A 16613-nucleotide genomic window follows, 5' to 3' on the forward strand; every position below is an offset into this window, starting at 1 on the left:
AAGCTGGCAACGCTATTCACTGTTCATGAATGGAGTTGCATATGACTTTTTTCAAGGTTCGTACCCTTCAAGTGGCCTTGGGCGCCGCCGCCTTGTCGCTGGCGGGTCTGGCCAGCGCTCAGATGGAGCAAGCCAAACCGGCTACAGATTCTGCTGCAGCAGCAATGCAGGCGCCGAAGCCTGCTATGAAAAAGCATGATCACCATAAAGGCCACCACAAGCATCATCACAAGCATGGTGACAATTCTTCGCGTGAAGCTGCTGCCGCCAATGCAGAGATGCAAAAAGGCCAGTCCGGTGATGCTCAGGGTGCCAATCAGTATGAGCGCAATGCTGTGGCGCGCTGCCAGGTGTTCAAGACCGATGTGGATCGTATCGCTTGCGTAGAGCGCGTGAGAGCGGGTGCGGTCAGTGGCTCCGTCAAGGAAGGCGGCATCTTGCGTGAAGTGACGGTCGAGGAAGTGATTCGCTGATAGCCAGTCAATGACTACCAGTGAGCGCATACGCAGCCAAGGCCCTTAGGGGCCTTTTTTCATGGAAATGCTGTGGAATGTCTGCGCTTGCTCTTGCAGGAACAGCGAAAGCGCGATACTTGCGGACTCGCATAACGTGCTGTCTGCATCCCGGTGGCGGATGGCACAGGGGTTTGATGCACCGGGGATGACTGCCATGCATGAGTTCCGCTCAATTCTCTGATTCCACCCTGTCTACCCTCTGGACCTGCCCGCAGGTTGCCGATATTCACGATACAGCGCTGGCCGGCCGTGTTCAGCACAAGCTCGACGTCAAGACCAAGCCGCAAGGGTCGCTGGGCATGCTGGAGCAGCAGGCGCTGCGCATTGCCAGCATTGTGGGCAATGAGTCGCCGCAGCTGTTTGCCCCGCAGATGGTGGTGTTTGCCGCCGATCATGGCCTGGCGGCGCAGGGCGTATCGGCCTATCCCGCTGATGTGACCTGGCAGATGGTGGAGAACTTTCTGTCAGGCGGTGCAGCCGTGAGCGTGCTTTCGCGCCAGAACGGGGTGGCGCTCAATGTGGTGGACTGCGGCGTGGCCCGCGACTTTGAAGTGCGCGAGCAAGACCCTGAGCACAAACTGCCCAAGGCCGATGAGCCGCGCCTGTGGCGGCGCAAAGTGGCCTATGGCACGGCTGACTGCAGCCAAGGCCCGGCCATGACAGAGCTGCAATGCGCCATGGCTTTGCGCAATGGCTCTGAGCTGGTCAAAAAATTGCCCGGCAATGCACTGCTGCTGGGTGAAATGGGCATTGCCAATACCTCCAGCGCATCGCTTTTGTTAGCGCGCTTGTGTGGCGAATCGATTGAGGCGGTGACGGGCGTGGGCACGGGCCTCTCCAGTGAGGGGTTGCTGCACAAGATTGCCGTGCTCAAGCAGGTACTGGACTTTCATGCCGATGTACAGGAACCTTTGGCTGTGCTGGCGGCCATGGGTGGGCTGGAAATTGCGACCATGACTGGCGCCGTGCTGCAGGCCGCCGCTGAGCGTCGCGTGATTGTGGTGGATGGCTTTATCACCACCGCAGCCGTGCTGGTGGCCAGTCGCTTGCAGCCCCATGTGCTGCAGCGCTGTGTGTATGCCCATCGCTCGGGCGAGCCGGGCCACACCCGTATGCTGGCCCATTTGCAGGCCCAGCCCATGCTGGACTGGCAGCTGCGGCTGGGTGAAGGCTCAGGCGCTGCGCTGGCCTGGCCGCTGCTGATGTCGGCTTGCACCATGCTCAATGAAATGGCCAGCTTTGAGTCGGCTGGCGTCAGTACTAAGAGCTGATAAGACTTTTAAAAAGATAGCTGTCAGCGCTTTATTGGTATGCACTTAACGCGCTTTTAGCTCTTTTTTCCTGCTGTTGGTGCTGGTGTCTTGGGTGAGAAGTCGCAGTAGGGCGATGCCACACATTCCCAGCAGCGCGGCTTGCGGGCCTGGCAGACGTAGCGGCCCAGCAAAATCAGCCAGTGGTGCGAGTCCACGGCGTAGTCGTCGGGCACGCGCTTGAGCAACTGCTTTTCCACTTCCAGCGGGTTCTTGCCGGGTGCCAGCCCTGTGCGGTTGCTTACGCGAAAGATATGTGTGTCCACCGCCATGGTGGGTTGGCCAAAAGCGACGTTGAGCACCACATTGGCGGTCTTGCGGCCCACGCCGGGCAGGGCTTCCAGCGCTTCGCGGTTGTCGGGTACCTTGCTGTCATGCAACTCGACCAGCATGCGGCAGGTTTCCATCAAGTGCTTGGCCTTGCTGCGGTACAGGCCGATAGTCTTGATATAGCTCTCAAGCCCTTCCAGTCCCAGATCCAGAATGGCCTGGGGCGTGTTGGCGACGGGAAAGAGCTTGCGCGTGGCTTTGTTCACGCCCACATCGGTGGCCTGTGCGGAGAGCAGCACGGCAGTCAGTAGTTCAAACACAGTGGTGTATTCCAGCTCGGTTTGCGGCGTGGGGTTGGCGGCCTTGAGCACGGCAAAAAACGGCTCGATATCGCTTTTTTTCATGGCGCTATTGTGGCTTGCCGTGGGCAGAGCTTGAAAAAGAAAAGCCGCTGCGGCGTGCAGCGGCTTGGCTCGAATGCCTCTTGTAGAGCGGCTTACGGGTCGAGGTTGTAGCTCAGCACCAGGCTGTAGCGCAGCTTGCGGCTGGGGTTGTTAATGGAGCTGTCGCCCTGCGGCTTGCTCATGGCCACATCCAGTGCGTAGTAACGGTTGTCGGATATCCGCAGCCCCAGGCTGGCCGAACGCAGCGTGTTGCCGCTGACGCCACTGATTTGCTGGTGCGTGCGTGCCCATTCATAAAGCAGGTATGGCTCGGCCGATTTGATCCAGGGCTGGTTGATAGGGAACTGGTAGTTCAGCTCGGCGCTGGCACCCAGGCCCGAGTCGCCCGAGAACTCACCGGCCTGATAGCCGCGCCCAAAGCGGGTGGAGCCAAAGGAGATTTTTTCAGGCGTGGGCAGAATGTCTCTGCTGTACTGACCGCCCACGGCAAAGGCTGCGCCCATCTTGTTCGCGAAGCGGTGACGCTGGGCATAGTCGGCGCTCACACGGGTGAAGTCCAGTTTGGCGGGGTTGGCGTAGTTGTAAAGCTGCCCACCTGTGAGCAGGTCTGTGTTTTTGTAGGCCCCCAGACTATCAAGCCCGTGGGCCAGCAGCACGGAGGCTGAACGTGCCGTGTTCTTGCCAAAAGATGCCCAGGCCATTTGCGCATAGAGCGTGCGAACCTTTTCCTCCCGCAGCAGCGATGCCTGGCTGTCCGCCAGCTCGCGGCTGTAGTTGATGGCATACAGACCTGCGGTGGTGCTCAGCTGTGTGGTGTTGCTCAATATCCAGGGGTGGCTGATATTGAAGTCGAGCTTGCGTTGCTGTGTCAGATCATCAATGCCCGGAATTCGTGTGGCCGGCGGGTTGAAGCTGCGGTAGTCGGAATAGCTGACGCGTGCCTGGGTACCTTCGGGCGTTAATTGCTGGGTAAAGCCAATGGAGCCAAACCGCTCTTTGTCGGGGTTTTGCAGCATGGCCGAAGCCTGAAGCTGGCTGCCCGCCCACAAAGGATCATTGAGGGTGACCGATGCGATAAGGCGTGGGGTAGGCTTGCGCGCCTCGCCGCCGATGGTGACGGCTATGGGTTTGTGCTTGGACTTGATGACCAGAGGCACGGCCCCATCTGTGGTGGAGGGCAGGCTTGCCGAGGCCGTAATCTGCACCCCGGGCAGGCGCGCCATCAGCTGGGTCTGGTGCTGAAAGGTCTTGGTCGTCAGTGGCCGCTCATTGAGCAGGGGCTGAGCGAGTTCACGGATCAACTCTTCGGAGCGGCCAAAGTTGCCTTCCAGATTCAGGCTTTGCACAAAGCCTTCCACCACCATCACCTGCACTGCGCCGTTGGCGAAGTCTTGCGGTGGCAGGTAGGCGAAGGACAGCGCATAGCCGTGGCGCTGGTACAGCTCGCTGACCTTCTGGGTGGCCGTGTTCAGTTCGCCCACCGTATGTGTGCCGTTGATGAAGGGCGTGAACAGCGCGCTGACCTCTTCAAACGGGATGGCGGTGCTGCCCTGAACATTCACTCCGCGTACTGCGACCTGAACGCTGGTGATGTCCTGCGGGCTGGGCTGAGGCTTTTCAAGCTGTACTTGTACCGGCTTGGGTGCCGCCTGCAGATGCTTTGCGGATTCTGGGGTCTGGGGCAGGCTGTTGAGCGGGTTGCCGCTCAGCTGTGCCGAGGTCAGAGGCGCCCATGCGACAAGGGCGAAGGCCGGAATTAAGCGGCCGAGATGGCGATGCTTCACTGTTCTTGAGTGCAAAAGTCCCTCCTGTTCTTTTTCTGGATCCGTCAGCACTGCCTTTGATGCGTTGCTGCTTGGCCTTGTCGTACTTCTGTACTGCCCGCGGCTTCGTGCCTCATCTCAAGGGGCGTGCTGGCCGTTTTGATGGTGTTTATTGTTCCCTACATACCTAAAAATGGGTATGGGGTTGTCGTTAAAAAGCCCGCCGAAAGGCGGGCTTGATTCAGGCGGCGAAGTGGTGAAGCTCTGGCGCCACCATCGGTTTTTTACTTGCTGCTGGCGACAGCGCCACCGCCCAAGCCAATGGCCAGATTGCCACCGAGCAGACCGCCCAGCAGGCCACCAGATCCCGTCGCAGCGGCTCCGCCTGCTGCACCTGCGCTTGCACCGCCAGCCGCATTCGTGACGCCGCCAAGGACACCACCGACCAGACCCGTGGCTCCACCCACTACGCCGCTGACCAAGTTGCCGGCACCAGCGACGGAACCACCAGCGCTACCGTTGGCATTACCAGTGATTCCTCCAGTGGCACCGCCAACGACGCTGGTGACTGTGCCCAGCACACCGCCAACCAGGTTGCCAGCGCCAGCGATCGAGCCTCCAGCGCCGCCATTCGCGCCACCACTCACACCTCCTGTGACTCCGCCAACCCCGCCAGTGACGGTGCCCAGGACGCCGCCGACAAGGTTGCCCGATCCGCCGGCGGAGCCCGTGACATTACCGAGCACACCGCCCAGCAGACCGCCGTTTCCTGCGGCGCCATTTGGAGTGCCTGCCACGACGCCACCCAGGCCTGCCACGGTCTGGCCGACACCGGAAACAACGCCGCCCAGAGGCATCACCACGGGAACGCCTGAACCTGCGACGCTAGCCCCTGCATGGTTGACAACACCGCCCACGGTGCCGAGCAAGCTGCTCACAGGCTGGGCGAGACCGGTGGTCTGAACCAGATTCTGCGTGGTTCCAAGAAGAGTGCTCAGCACCGGTGTAGCGACCTGGCTGACTTGAGAGGTCAGGCCCGAGACCAGCTGGCTGTTGGTCAGGTGGGCCACCGGTCCCTCGACGCCGGAGACGGTGACACCCAGAACCTGTACGGCGCCGCCTGCCAGACCTGCGACATCACCGACCAACCCGAGTTGAGGCTTATCGAGTGCACTGACGGTTTTGCCGGTGGAGCTGACCGCTGCACCCAGAAAACCGACCGCCGGTGCTACGCCCCGCAAAGTGGTTCCGATGGGATTGGCAGTGTTGCCGATCTGGCCAAGACCTGCGCTGACGCCGCCGTTCACGCTGTTGACTGCGTTGTTGACGTTGCCGAGGATGCCACTGGCAGGCTGAGCAATGCCGCTCAGAGGTGTTCCAGTGGTTGCAGAGCCAAGAACAGAGGTGACAACAGCGTTGGCATCACCGATCACGCCAGTTACGCCTGATAGTGTTTCGGTCGCATCTGCCACGGTGCCGCGAACTGGGGTGAGAGGCGTGTTTGCTACTGGCGGATTACCTGTGTTTCCATTGCCGCCACTACCATCACCTCCACCTCCCGCGATGACTTCACCACCGCCGGAGCCGCCGCCAACACCGGCTCCACCGGTTCCTCCACCCGCGCCACCATTGGTGCCGCCGCCTGCAACAATGTCGCCGCCGCCGGAGCCATTAGGGCCAAGGTCACTGCGCAACGAGCCGCTTGAGCCGCAGGCCGCGAGGCTGGCGAGCAGTGTTACCGCGCACAGACTGCGCAACGCGGCCGGTGCCTTGCCTGTGATCGAGGCATACAGGGTCTTGCTGGTGAAAGTGGTAGTGCGCATAAATCCTCCATCCCAAAACAAACTTTTTAAAAATCCGCTGACTCTGCAGTCTGTGGATCCGTGGACGTATGTTCATTGCGGGGTTGAGCGCTGTCCAATTCAAAGTTTGAGACGCGAAGTTGCACATAATTAACAATTGCTATCAACAATTAAATATTGGTAGGAGGTTGATTACTAAGCACTAGGAATACCTCCTACAAAAAGCCACTTCTCCCCTCTGACGCGTTTGCCGCGCCACAATGGCTGCTTTCCGCTCAAGCAGCGACGTTATTTCTTCAGCGCTTTAACCAAAAAACCGTATGCAATTTGCCAAACGACTCGATAACGTAGAAACCTCTGCGATCCGTGAACTGTTCAAGCTGCTGGGCAAGCCCGGCATCATCAGTTTTGCGGGTGGTTTTCCGGATAGCGCCATGTTTGATGTGGCGGGCATCAGCGCCGCTTCGGCCAAGGCGCTGCAGGAAGAGGCGGGCGCTGCGTTGCAATACGGTGCGACTGAGGGCTACCAGCCGCTGCGCGAGCAGTTGTCCGCATTCATGACCAGCAAGGGTGTGGCAGATGTGGCCCCTGAGCAGCTCATCGTCACCACCGGCAGCCAGCAGGCGCTGGACTTGCTGGGCAAGACCATGCTGGATGAGGGTGACAAGGTCATCGTTGAAGGCCCGACCTTTCTGGCCACGATTCAGTGTTTTCGCCTCTATGGCGCAGAAGTGATCTCTGCCCCTGTGGACGAGCATGGCGTCAAGACCGACGAGCTGGAAGCGCTGATTGCCGAGCACAAGCCCAAGCTGGTCTATTTGATCCCTACCTTTGGCAACCCCAGCGGTGCCATGCTCAGCCTTGAGCGCCGCAAAAAGGTGCTGGAGCTGGCCGTCAAGTACCAGACCCTGTTGGTGGAAGACGACCCCTATGGCGATCTGTACTTTGACAAAGCGCCTCCCGCCAGCCTGATGGCGCTGAGCCGCGAAGTGCCCGGCAGCCGTGAATGGCTGGCCCATTGCGGCTCGCTTTCCAAGGTGCTCAGCCCCGGTCTGCGCATTGGCTGGCTGATTGCCCATCCAGAACTGCTGGCCCGCGCCGTCATGTGCAAGCAGTTCAGCGACGCCCACACCAGCACCTTTGCGCAGGCCACGGCGGCTCAATACCTCAAGAGTGGTGTCATGCCCAAGACTCTGGCCCATGTGCGCGAGGTCTATGCCAAGCGTGCCAAGGCCATGGGCGATGCGCTGCGCGAGCAACTGGGTGATGCCGTCTCGTTTGTCCAGCCCGAAGGTGGGTTGTTCATGTGGGTGCGACTGACAGGTGCGCGCGGCCAGCTGGCCGATGCCGGCGTGCTGGCCAAGAAGGCCATTGCCGAAGGCGTGGCCTTTGTGCCGGGCGCTCCCTTCTTTGCGCAGAACGCCGATAACGCCACTTTCCGCCTCTCGTTTGCCACTGCAGACGAAGACAAAATTCTTGAAGGCGTTGCCCGCCTTGCCAAGGCACTGAAGGCATGAGCGACGTCAACGAAGCCATGCAAGCAGCGATGCAAGAGCGAATCATGGAGCTGGAGATCAAGGCCAGCTACTCCGAAGATTTGCTGGAGCAGCTCAATATGACGATTTATCGTCAGCAGCAGCAGATTGATGCGCTGATCAACGAGGTGCGCGAGCTCAAGCGTCAGGCACCAGAAGGCGGCGCAGGCCCCTCGCACAACCTGCGCGATGAGTTGCCCCCGCACTATTGAGTAGCGAGAGCTTTAAGCAAAAAGGCCAGATCAATGATCTGGCCTTTTTTATGCCTTTTCGCCCGTAATATCAGGCAAATATTGCGTTGTAAGCTATGAAATTTGATTATTCAAGGGCTTCGGCAGCAATGGTTTTCATCTTGCCCATAAAGAGCCGGATGAAGAAAACCGCCATGACGAGGATCAGCACAATCACGGCAAGGCTCATCAGTCCATAGTCGGTGGAAAACAGGTCGATCATCAGCTTCATGCGGCCCTCCTGAATGGATGCGTTAAACGTTGTAGGGACTATGGCGGCTATGCGTGCTGGCGGCTTTGTGCTGGGTCAAAGTGGCGGCACCAGCGATCTGTGCCAGGTCAAAGAAGGCGCTTCAGGCGCTTGGAAGTGATAGGCGGATCGTGTAATTTATTGCGGCGAAAGTCAAAGCAATGCTGACTTTTAGCGTGGAAAATAGCGTCATCAAGCTTTTATTCATGCCCTGATTTTGAGGACGCCATGAGCATCTGGTCCATCGACGCCCAGACCGTTACCCACAGCATTCAGCTTGCTGTGGCACCGGTATTCTTTTTGACCGCCGTGGCCGGCATGATCGGCTCTGTTGCAGGGCGGCTGGCCCGCATCATTGACCGCGCGCGCAAGCTGGAAGAGAGCTTGCGCACCGCCACCGATCATGAGCTGATTGCCCGCAGCCTGACCGAGCTGCACTACCTGCGCGAGCGCGGCCGTCTGGCCAATGTGTCTATCGCGCTGCTGACCCTGTGCGGCATGTGCATTGGGTTGACCATTGTGTTGCTGTTTGTGGGTCAGGCTTATGGCTTCAGCGGCCAAAGCTACGCCGTGCTCAGCTTCTTGCTGGGCGTGCTGGCCTTTGTGCTGGCGCTGTGCTGTTTTTTGTGGGAGACCATCATGGCCACCCGTATTCTGGACTTTCACATGCTCAGTCAGGCCAAGGCTGCGGCCCGGAAGGTGACTGGCGATCTGAAGTCCTGATTTGTGCACAAAGGGCCTGTAGCGATTATCAGGAAAGCGCAGTCTGCTATTGTTTTAGAGAGTTCTTCACAGGCTCCAGGTAAGTCGCAGCCGCCTGAATCACGCAGTCCGTCAGCCGCTGCAGACTGTTCTGGGCGCTGCGGGTATGGCACCAGTACATGGGAATGTAGAGGTCGTTGCCGGGCAGCAGCTCGACCAGACTGCCATCGGCCAGCTGTGCCTCAATGAGTGCAGCGGGGTGTATGCCCCAGCCCATGCCCAGCTGGCAGGCGCGCGTATAGCCTTGGTTGGATGGCAGAAAGTGGCGCGCACTGTTGCGCCGCCCATCAACGCCCACACTCTGCAGCCACTGGTCTTGCAGGCTGTCTTTGCGGTCGTAGCACATGATGGGTGAGCGGGCGATCTCTTGCGGGGTGATGCTGCCTTGCAGGTGCTCACGCACAAAACCGGGGCTGGCTACCGCGATATAGCGCATGCTGCCCAGCGGCCAGGTGTTGCAGCCAGTGATGGGTGCGGCCGTCGCCGTCACGGCGGCCATGACTTCGCCTTCCTTGAGGCGCTTGGCCGTGTGGTCCTGATCATCAATGCTGATGTCCAGCAGTTCATTGCCGTTCTGCGTGAAGGCAGCCATGGCAGCCATGAACCAGGTGGAGAGCGAATCGGCATTCACCGCCAGCTTGATGGAGGGCAGAGATGCCTGCCCCTCCGGAATCAGTGCCGGGTTTTTGCGGCGCAACTCGTTTTCAAGCAAAGCCACCTGCTCCACATGCAGGCATAGGCGTCGTCCCGCTTCGGTGCCCGTGCAGGGCTGGCCGCGCAGTACAAGAGCTTGGCCCACGCGCTCTTCCAGCAGTTTGATGCGCTGAGAAACAGCCGATGGCGAGATGTGCAGCTTGTGCGCAGCCCGCTCAAAGCTGCCTTCGCGCACCACGGCTGACAAGGCTTCCAATCCGGCGTAATCAAGCATTAGATATTCTTAATATGGCTGAAGAAATGTAATTTTACTTAATCAGTAGTGCTACAGATAATTCGCGCCATGCTTGCTGCCAATTTCTCCTCTTCATGGCTGGCCGGGTTCACCGTGCTGGCCTCGCTCATCATCTCCATCGGGGTTCAGAATCTCTATGTGCTGCGCCAGGCAGTGCAGGGCGAGCATGTGCGCGCCTGCGTGGCATGGTGTGTGACCAGCGATGTTCTGCTGGTTGTGCTGGGGGTAGCGGGCATGTCTCAAATGCTGCAAAGCTACCCTGAGCTATCGCGTTACCTCACACTGGGCGGGGCTGCGTTTTTGCTGCTGTATGGCTTGTTTGCGCTGTGGCGCATGTATGCCGCGCCGGATGTGAATTTGCAAAGCCCGTCAGGCAAGGCCGAGTCGCGCAGCCTGAGGAATGTGCTGGCCGTGCTGGTTGCGTTGACCTTGCTCAACCCGCATGTCTACCTTGATACGGTGCTGCTCGCCGGCTCCATCGGCGCACGCCAGGAAGGCGTGGACCGATGGTCCTACGTGCTGGGCGCGGCCTGCGCCAGCTTGAGCTGGTTTGTGCTGCTGGCCTTTGCGGGCCGCCGCATGAAGCATTTGTTTGAGCGCCCCAAGGCCTGGCGCATCATGGATGGGCTGACGGCTTTGATGATGCTGAGCCTGGCGTGGTGGGTGGCCGGCAGCGCTATGGCGATGGAAGTCTGACAGCGCCGCTTAAAGGCCCTGCAGCTCAATTTTCAGGCCGGCTGTTCCCACAGACCCACAGCTTCGATCAGGTTCCAGCTGTTGCACTCGATGCGGTACAGCGCAGTCGTACCTTTTTTCTGGCTCAGTCCCTCAATCACCACAATGTTCTTGTCGTGGCGCTGGGCTTCAGACAGGGGGCGAATCTTGTCGTAGCTGTGCTTTTCAGCAATATCCCCGCGAAACGAAATCGTCACCTGCTCGCGCCGAGGAAAGTAATCCTTGGCGTATTTGTCCAGCGTGCGGTCTGCAACCAGAGTCGCCATTTCAGGCGATGTCGCGGTAGGGGTGTTCATCGTGTCTCCTTGGGCATGGGCTCTCAGGGGGCAGCTCGCAGGTAGCGAGTCTGTTGATGATGATTGTTGCATTTTGTTTCATTGAGTGCCAGTGCTTAGGCGGCTGCTGTTGCTTAGCACTGTTTTGCATCAAACCTGCTCAATCAGCCGTTGCTACTCATATCGGCAGCTGTAATCCCGTTTTGATGCGCTCCAGCGCAATCGAGGTGCTGAAGCGACGAATGTTTTCGTCGCCCTCAAACAGCCGCTTGCAGATGGCTTGATAGTCATCCATATCGGTTGCGGTAACGACGAGGATGTAGTCGGTCTCGCCCGTCACATAAAAGCATTGCTGCACAGCCGCTTCGCGGGCAATACGCGCCCTGAAGTCGCGAGACAGATCGGGTCTGTCGTTGACCAGTTGCACGGTGATGATGGCCGTCAGCGTGCGGCCCGTCTTGACGGGTTCCAGAACGGCAACGTTGGCGGCAATCACACCCGTCTCCTGCAGGCGCTTGATGCGTCGCTGCACGGCGGGCGCCGACAGGCTGATGTGCTCGGCAATCATGCGCTGGGGCATCAGATTGTCTTGCTGCAGCAGGGTCAGAATGGCGCGGTCAAAAGAGTCGAGGTCGGCAGCGGGCATGGCGTTGGTCGAGATGAGAGTGAAACTTGCAAATTGCAGTGGCAAAACGAGCGAATTTCGCGAGGGTTATGCAATATCGTACGCACCTATGTCAAAAAACAGCTGGAATCATTGGTGGCCCGTGTTGGCCGTGTTGGGCTCGGTCACCGCGCTAGGCTTGGGTACGTCGCTGGCAAAGCAGCTGTTTCCTGTCATTGGCGCGCAGGGCACATCGGCGCTGCGCGTAGGTTTTGCGGCGCTGATACTGGTGTGCATCTGGCGACCTTGGCGTTGGCCGCTGAACCGCCAGCAAGCCAAGTCTTTGCTGGCTTTTGGCGTGGCGCTGGGCTGCATGAATCTTCTGTTCTACATGGCGCTGCGCGATATTCCGTTTGGCATAGCGGTGGCCATAGAGTTCTCCGGCCCGCTGGCCGTCGCCATTTACTACTCGCGCCGGGCGGTTGATTTTGTCTGGCTGGCGCTGGCGATTGTGGGCTTGGCATTGATTCTTCCTCTTGGAGGCAATACCGCTGGGCTGAATCTGTCTGCCGTGGGTATCGCCTGCGCTTTGGGGGCAGCGGTGTGCTGGGCGCTTTACATTGTGCTGGGCCGTCGTCTGGGCAGCATTCCCAGTGGGCAGGCCGTGTCGCTGGGCCTGCTGTGCGCAGCATTGGTGGTGGTGCCGTTTGGTGTGGCAGAAGCTGGTGCCAAGTTGCTCACGCCATCCATCTTGCTTTTTGGGTTGATGGTGGCTGCCATCTCAAGCGCCTTGCCATATACGCTGGAGATGCTGGCCTTGCGCCGCTTGCCTCCAGCGACTTTTGGCATTGCACTTGCGACTGAGCCTGCCATTGCCGCCTTCATGGGCATGCTGCTGCTTAGCGAAAATTTGACGCTCACGCAGTGGTCTGCCATCGGCTGCATCATGGCTGCTGCCATGGGTAGCGCGATGACTCGCCCGGCCAGAAAAACGCCTGAGCCTGACGTCGCTGCTATTACTTCAAATTGAATGAAACTGAATGAGCGCGCTATGAAAAGAGATGCTGCAAGCGCTTGCTAACCAAGGCTTTGCATAAATTTTTATAGTGAAAAACCCTCATCACTTGCGCTGAAAGCTCATTTTTCAGTAGCTGCAATGATTCAAAACGCTGCCTTGGCAGCGTTTTTTCTGGGCGTTAAAAGCGACTTGAGAAGCTTGCTTTTATATGTCTTTTGACGCATCAAATTTGTGAATTCTGACGCGCAGATAGGGTGCAAAAAGGCGGCAGCCAACAGACGTTTTTGTACGCAATACAGACGCATTTCTTGAGCGATTTTTGCGCTATCCGCTTTGCGGTATTTGCTGTCGTGGGGACTGCGTATTTGTAGGATTCTTGGCCTGTTCAAAACCGTAGCGAGGTGCTACAACGAGATCACACGGTAACGAATGCCTTGCAACTTAGCGGCACTAATTCGAGCCCTGGTGTCGCCACGGGAGGTCATATGGATGTCATCAGCAATTCCGCAGCACGCTATGTCCGCATGCGTGAAGAAGAAATGTCTCTGGATGAGTATCTGGCTCTTTGCCAGCGTGATCCGATGGCTTATGCAAGCGCTGCGCAACGCATGTTGATGGTCATCGGCGAGCCCGAGATGGTAGACACCCGCAACGACCCATTGCTGTCCCGCCTGTTTGCCAACAAGGTCATCCGCCGCTACCCCGCTTTCTCAGAGTTCTACGGTATGGAAGACGCCATCGAGCAGGTGGTCAGCTTCTTCCGCCACGCCGCGCAAGGTCTGGAAGAGCGCAAGCAAATTCTCTATCTGCTGGGCCCGGTCGGCGGCGGTAAAAGCTCGATTGCCGAGCGCCTCAAATACCTGATGCAAAAAGGACCGTTTTTCGCGCTCAAGGGATCGCCTGTGAACGAGTCTCCACTGGGCCTGTTCGACATGGTGGAAGACGGGCCGGTGCTGGAAGAAGAATTCGGCATACCCCGGCGCAGCCTGCAGCATGTGCTCTCACCCTGGGCAGTCAAGCGACTCGAAGAGTTTGGCGGCGATATTCGCCAGTTCCGCGTCGTCAAGCGCTACCCCAGCATCCTCAAGCAGATCGGCATTGCCAAAACCGAGCCAGGCGATGAGAACAATCAGGATATCTCAAGCCTTGTGGGCAAGGTCGATATTCGCAAGCTCGAAAATTTCTCGCAGGACGATACCGACGCCTACAGCTACTCAGGCGGCCTGTGCCTGGCTAACCAAGGCTTGCTGGAGTTTGTGGAAATGTTCAAGGCACCCATCAAGGTGCTGCACCCCTTGCTGACGGCCACGCAGGAAGGCAATTACAAAGGAACCGAAGGCTTTGGCGCAATTCCGTTTGATGGCGTGGTTCTGGCGCACAGCAATGAAAGCGAATGGAAGGCCTTTCGCAACAACAAGAACAACGAGGCGTTTCTTGACCGTATCTACATCGTCAAGGTGCCTTATTGCCTGCGCGTGAGCGAAGAGGTCAGGATCTACGAAAAGCTGATTCGTGAGTCGTCGCTGGCCAATGCGATCTGCGCGCCCGGCACGCTCAAGATGATGGCGCAGTTCTCCGTGCTCACGCGACTGAAGGAACCTGAGAACTCCAGCATTTTCAGCAAGATGCAGGTTTATGACGGCGACAGCTTGAAGGACACCGACCCGCGAGCCAAGAGTTATCAGGAATACCGCGATTACGCCGGGGTGGATGAGGGCATGGAAGGCATCTCCACGCGCTTTGCCTTCAAGATTCTGGCCAAGGTCTTCAACTACGACAGCACCGAAGTCGCGGCCAACCCCGTGCACCTGATGTATGTGCTGGAGCGGCAGATTGAGCGCGAGCAGTTCTCTGCCGAGCTGGAGACCAAATACATAGGCTTCATCAAGGAGTTTCTGTCTCAGCGCTATGCCGAATTTATTGGCAAAGAAATCCAGACCGCGTATCTGGAGAGCTACAGCGAGTACGGCCAGAATATTTTTGATCGCTACGTCACTTACGCTGATTACTGGATTCAGGACAGCGAATACCGTGACACGGACACCGGTGAGGTGTTTGATCGCAGTGCGCTCAATGCGGAACTGGAGAAGGTGGAAAAGCCCGCTGGCATTGCCAACCCCAAGGACTTCCGCAACGAGATCGTCAACTTCGTGCTGCGGGCGCGTGCCAACAATCAGGGCAAGAACCCGAGCTGGACCAGCTACGAAAAGCTGCGCGTGGTGATCGAGAAAAAAATGTTCTCCAACACCGAGGAGCTGCTGCCCGTCATCAGCTTCAATGCCAAGGCCAGCGCTGAAGATGCGCGCAAGCACGAAGACTTTGTCACCCGCATGGAAGCCAAGGGCTACACGCCCAAGCAGGTGCGCCTGCTGTGCGAGTGGTACCTGCGCGTGCGCAAGAGCAGCTGACAAAGGTGCCGGCGGCCGTGGACACTTGTTGCACCACGGCCATCGGCAAAAGGGTTGAGTTCAGCCCCTGAAGATGGGAGCACAGATGGCACTGCATATCATCGACCGCAGGCTCGCAGGCAAGAACAAATCAGTGGGCAACCGCGAGCGTTTTGTGCGGCGTTTCAAGGAACAGATCGCGGAGGCGGTGCGTAAAGCCGTGTCCTCGCGTGACATCCGCCATATCGATCAGGCGGAAAACATCACCATCCCTAAAAAGGATATCAAGGAGCCTGTTTTTCACCACGGTCAGGGCGGTGTTCGTGATGTGGTGCTGCCTGGCAACCGTGAGCATGTGCGCGGCGACCGCATTGCGCGGCCGCCTAGCGGCGAGGGCGGCTCTGGCTCGCAGGCCAGCGATAGCGGTGAGGGGCAGGACGATTTCACCTTCACCTTGACCAAGGAAGAGTTCATGGAGCTCTTTTTTGAAGACCTGGCCCTGCCGCGCCTGTTGCGTAACCACATCGGCAACACCCTTCAATACAAGTCGCGCCGCGCTGGCTACAGCCATGACGGTACGCCCAGCAATCTGGCCTTGGTGCGCACCATGCGCGGTGCGCTGGGGCGGCGCATTGCTTTGACCAAGGCCCCGCACCGTGAAATGAAGGCGCTGGAGGACGAACTGGAAGCCCTGCTTGAGCAGGACGATGGCACCAGCGAGGCCGTGGCCGAGTTGCAGCAGCGCATTGATGCTTTGCGTGAGCGGGTGGGGAAAGTGCCGTTTCTGGAGCAGCTTGATCTGCGCTTTCGCAACCGGACCAAGGTGCCGGTGCCTAACAGTCAGGCCGTGATGTTCTGCGTGATGGATGTGTCTGGCTCCATGGATCAGGAGCGCAAAGAGCTGTCAAAACGCTTTTTCATTCTGCTGTACCTGTTTCTCACGCGGCATTACGAGAAGATTGAAATCGTCTTTATCCGTCACCACACCAAGGCGGCGGAGGTGAGTGAAGAAGAGTTCTTTCACTCCACCGAAAGCGGCGGCACCGTGGTCAGCAGCGCGCTGGTGTTGCTCGACCAGATCATCAAGGCTCGCTACCCGGTCAATGACTGGAACATCTACGTGGCGCAGGCCAGCGATGGTGACAACTTTAGCGATGACGGCGGCAACTGCCGCACCATTCTGGCCGACAAAATTTTGCCGCAGGTGCGCTACTTTGCGTACCTGCAAGTGGTGCGGGATGAGCAAAGTTTGTGGGAAGAATACAGCCGCCTGCTGCCGCTGTTTCCGCATTTCGCCATGCGCAAGGTTTCTGAAGCCAGCGAGATCTACCCAGTGTTTCGTGATCTTTTCAAGAAGGATGGGGTATCGGTATGAACCTCACTCTCTACCCGGCGCTGGACCCCAGCGCCAGCAGAAAAGCCTGGAATCAGGCCACTCAGGGCGAGCGGCCACGCGATGTGCCGCAGGCTCCGTTGATGGCCGCGAAGCGCCCGGCCAGCCCGCTGCCTGACCCCAGCGACTGGACGTTTGAGCTGATTGAGCAATACCACGCAGCCATTGCGGCAGCGGCTGAGCGCTATGGGCTGGACACGTATCCCAACCAGCTGGAGATCATCACAGCCGAGCAGATGATGGATGCCTATGCCAGCGTGGGGATGCCCGTCAACTACCGACACTGGAGCTATGGCAAGGAGTTTCTGGCCACAGAGCGCCGCTATCGCCGCGGCAATATGGGGCTGGCTTACGAAATCGTCATCAACGCCAACCCCTGCATCAGCTATCTGATGGAGGAAAACAGCACGG

The 16613-nt window shown here is 58.6% G+C and carries 17 protein-coding genes; 10 read left to right on the top strand and 7 right to left on the bottom strand.

What is annotated here, in order from left to right; translation table 11 throughout:
* The first annotated feature begins 41 nt into the window (after positions 1–41).
* The gene (locus RSF91_RS01745) at positions 42–473 is read left to right on the top strand and encodes a hypothetical protein (protein WP_332566788.1); all 432 of its coding nucleotides are present in this window, start codon (positions 42–44) and stop codon (positions 471–473) included.
* Between the two features lie 200 nt (positions 474–673).
* The gene (gene cobT / locus RSF91_RS01750) at positions 674–1786 is read left to right on the top strand and encodes a nicotinate-nucleotide--dimethylbenzimidazole phosphoribosyltransferase (protein WP_332566789.1); all 1113 of its coding nucleotides are present in this window, start codon (positions 674–676) and stop codon (positions 1784–1786) included.
* Positions 1787–1842: 56 nt separating this feature from the next.
* Here cobT and nth read toward each other — a convergent pair whose 3' ends face one another.
* The 3 genes from nth to RSF91_RS01765 all read right to left on the bottom strand — a co-directional run bounded on the left by nth (position 1843) and on the right by RSF91_RS01765 (position 6085).
* Positions 1843–2499 (bottom strand): endonuclease III, encoded by a 657-nt coding sequence (gene nth, locus RSF91_RS01755; protein ID WP_198461000.1) that lies wholly within the window; start codon positions 2497–2499, stop codon positions 1843–1845.
* A gap of 92 nt (positions 2500–2591) precedes the next feature.
* The gene (locus RSF91_RS01760; protein WP_332566790.1) at positions 2592–4283 is read right to left on the bottom strand and encodes a ShlB/FhaC/HecB family hemolysin secretion/activation protein; all 1692 of its coding nucleotides are present in this window, start codon (positions 4281–4283) and stop codon (positions 2592–2594) included.
* 263 nt (positions 4284–4546) lie between these two features.
* A complete protein-coding gene (locus RSF91_RS01765; protein ID WP_332566791.1) occupies positions 4547–6085 on the bottom strand; it encodes a collagen-like triple helix repeat-containing protein in 1539 nt (512 codons plus the stop codon).
* A gap of 299 nt (positions 6086–6384) precedes the next feature.
* Here RSF91_RS01765 and RSF91_RS01770 point away from each other — a divergent pair, with 299 nt between their 5' ends.
* Positions 6385–7581 (top strand): aminotransferase-like domain-containing protein, encoded by a 1197-nt coding sequence (locus RSF91_RS01770; RefSeq protein ID WP_332566792.1) that lies wholly within the window; start codon positions 6385–6387, stop codon positions 7579–7581.
* Positions 7578–7811: a SlyX family protein gene (locus RSF91_RS01775; RefSeq protein ID WP_099736610.1), complete on the top strand. Its 234-nt coding sequence runs from the start codon at positions 7578–7580 to the stop codon at positions 7809–7811. The genes RSF91_RS01770 and RSF91_RS01775 overlap by 4 nt, the downstream gene beginning before the upstream one ends.
* 106 nt (positions 7812–7917) lie before the next feature.
* On the opposite strand, the gene RSF91_RS01780 is transcribed toward RSF91_RS01775, so the two are convergent.
* Positions 7918–8061, bottom strand: coding sequence for a DUF3149 domain-containing protein (locus tag RSF91_RS01780; RefSeq protein ID WP_199173703.1), 144 nt, complete (start codon positions 8059–8061; stop codon positions 7918–7920).
* Between the two features lie 246 nt (positions 8062–8307).
* On the opposite strand from RSF91_RS01780, the gene RSF91_RS01785 reads away from it, so the two are divergent.
* On the top strand, positions 8308–8802 hold the full coding sequence (locus tag RSF91_RS01785; protein ID WP_332566793.1) for a DUF2721 domain-containing protein: 495 nt from the start codon (positions 8308–8310) through the stop codon (positions 8800–8802).
* 46 nt (positions 8803–8848) lie between these two features.
* On the opposite strand, the gene RSF91_RS01790 is transcribed toward RSF91_RS01785, so the two are convergent.
* Positions 8849–9769, bottom strand: a complete 921-nt coding sequence (locus RSF91_RS01790) for an HTH-type transcriptional regulator ArgP (protein WP_332566794.1) — start codon at positions 9767–9769, stop codon at positions 8849–8851.
* A 69-nt stretch (positions 9770–9838) separates the two neighbouring features.
* Between RSF91_RS01790 and RSF91_RS01795 the strand changes: the two genes are divergently transcribed.
* Complete coding sequence (locus RSF91_RS01795) at positions 9839–10486, top strand: LysE/ArgO family amino acid transporter (protein WP_332566795.1); 648 nt, start codon at positions 9839–9841, stop codon at positions 10484–10486.
* Positions 10487–10518: 32 nt separating this feature from the next.
* Here RSF91_RS01795 and RSF91_RS01800 read toward each other — a convergent pair whose 3' ends face one another.
* Complete coding sequence (locus tag RSF91_RS01800; protein WP_332566796.1) at positions 10519–10821, bottom strand: hypothetical protein; 303 nt, start codon at positions 10819–10821, stop codon at positions 10519–10521.
* A gap of 157 nt (positions 10822–10978) precedes the next feature.
* Positions 10979–11446: an Lrp/AsnC family transcriptional regulator gene (locus RSF91_RS01805; protein ID WP_332566797.1), complete on the bottom strand. Its 468-nt coding sequence runs from the start codon at positions 11444–11446 to the stop codon at positions 10979–10981.
* A gap of 88 nt (positions 11447–11534) precedes the next feature.
* Here RSF91_RS01805 and RSF91_RS01810 point away from each other — a divergent pair, with 88 nt between their 5' ends.
* The 4 genes from RSF91_RS01810 to RSF91_RS01825 all read left to right on the top strand — a co-directional run.
* Positions 11535–12434, top strand: a complete 900-nt coding sequence (locus RSF91_RS01810; RefSeq protein ID WP_332566798.1) for an EamA family transporter — start codon at positions 11535–11537, stop codon at positions 12432–12434.
* Between the two features lie 473 nt (positions 12435–12907).
* The gene (locus RSF91_RS01815) at positions 12908–14830 is read left to right on the top strand and encodes a PrkA family serine protein kinase (protein WP_099736614.1); all 1923 of its coding nucleotides are present in this window, start codon (positions 12908–12910) and stop codon (positions 14828–14830) included.
* Positions 14831–14915: 85 nt separating this feature from the next.
* Positions 14916–16184: a YeaH/YhbH family protein gene (locus tag RSF91_RS01820; RefSeq protein ID WP_332566799.1), complete on the top strand. Its 1269-nt coding sequence runs from the start codon at positions 14916–14918 to the stop codon at positions 16182–16184.
* Positions 16181–16613: SpoVR family protein (locus RSF91_RS01825; protein WP_332566800.1), on the top strand; the 433-nt coding region annotated here is incomplete at its 3' end. The genes RSF91_RS01820 and RSF91_RS01825, both read left to right, overlap by 4 nt.

The organism is Comamonas sp., from assembly GCF_036643215.1.
In the GTDB taxonomy this organism is placed as follows: Bacteria; Pseudomonadota; Gammaproteobacteria; order Burkholderiales; family Burkholderiaceae_C; genus Comamonas.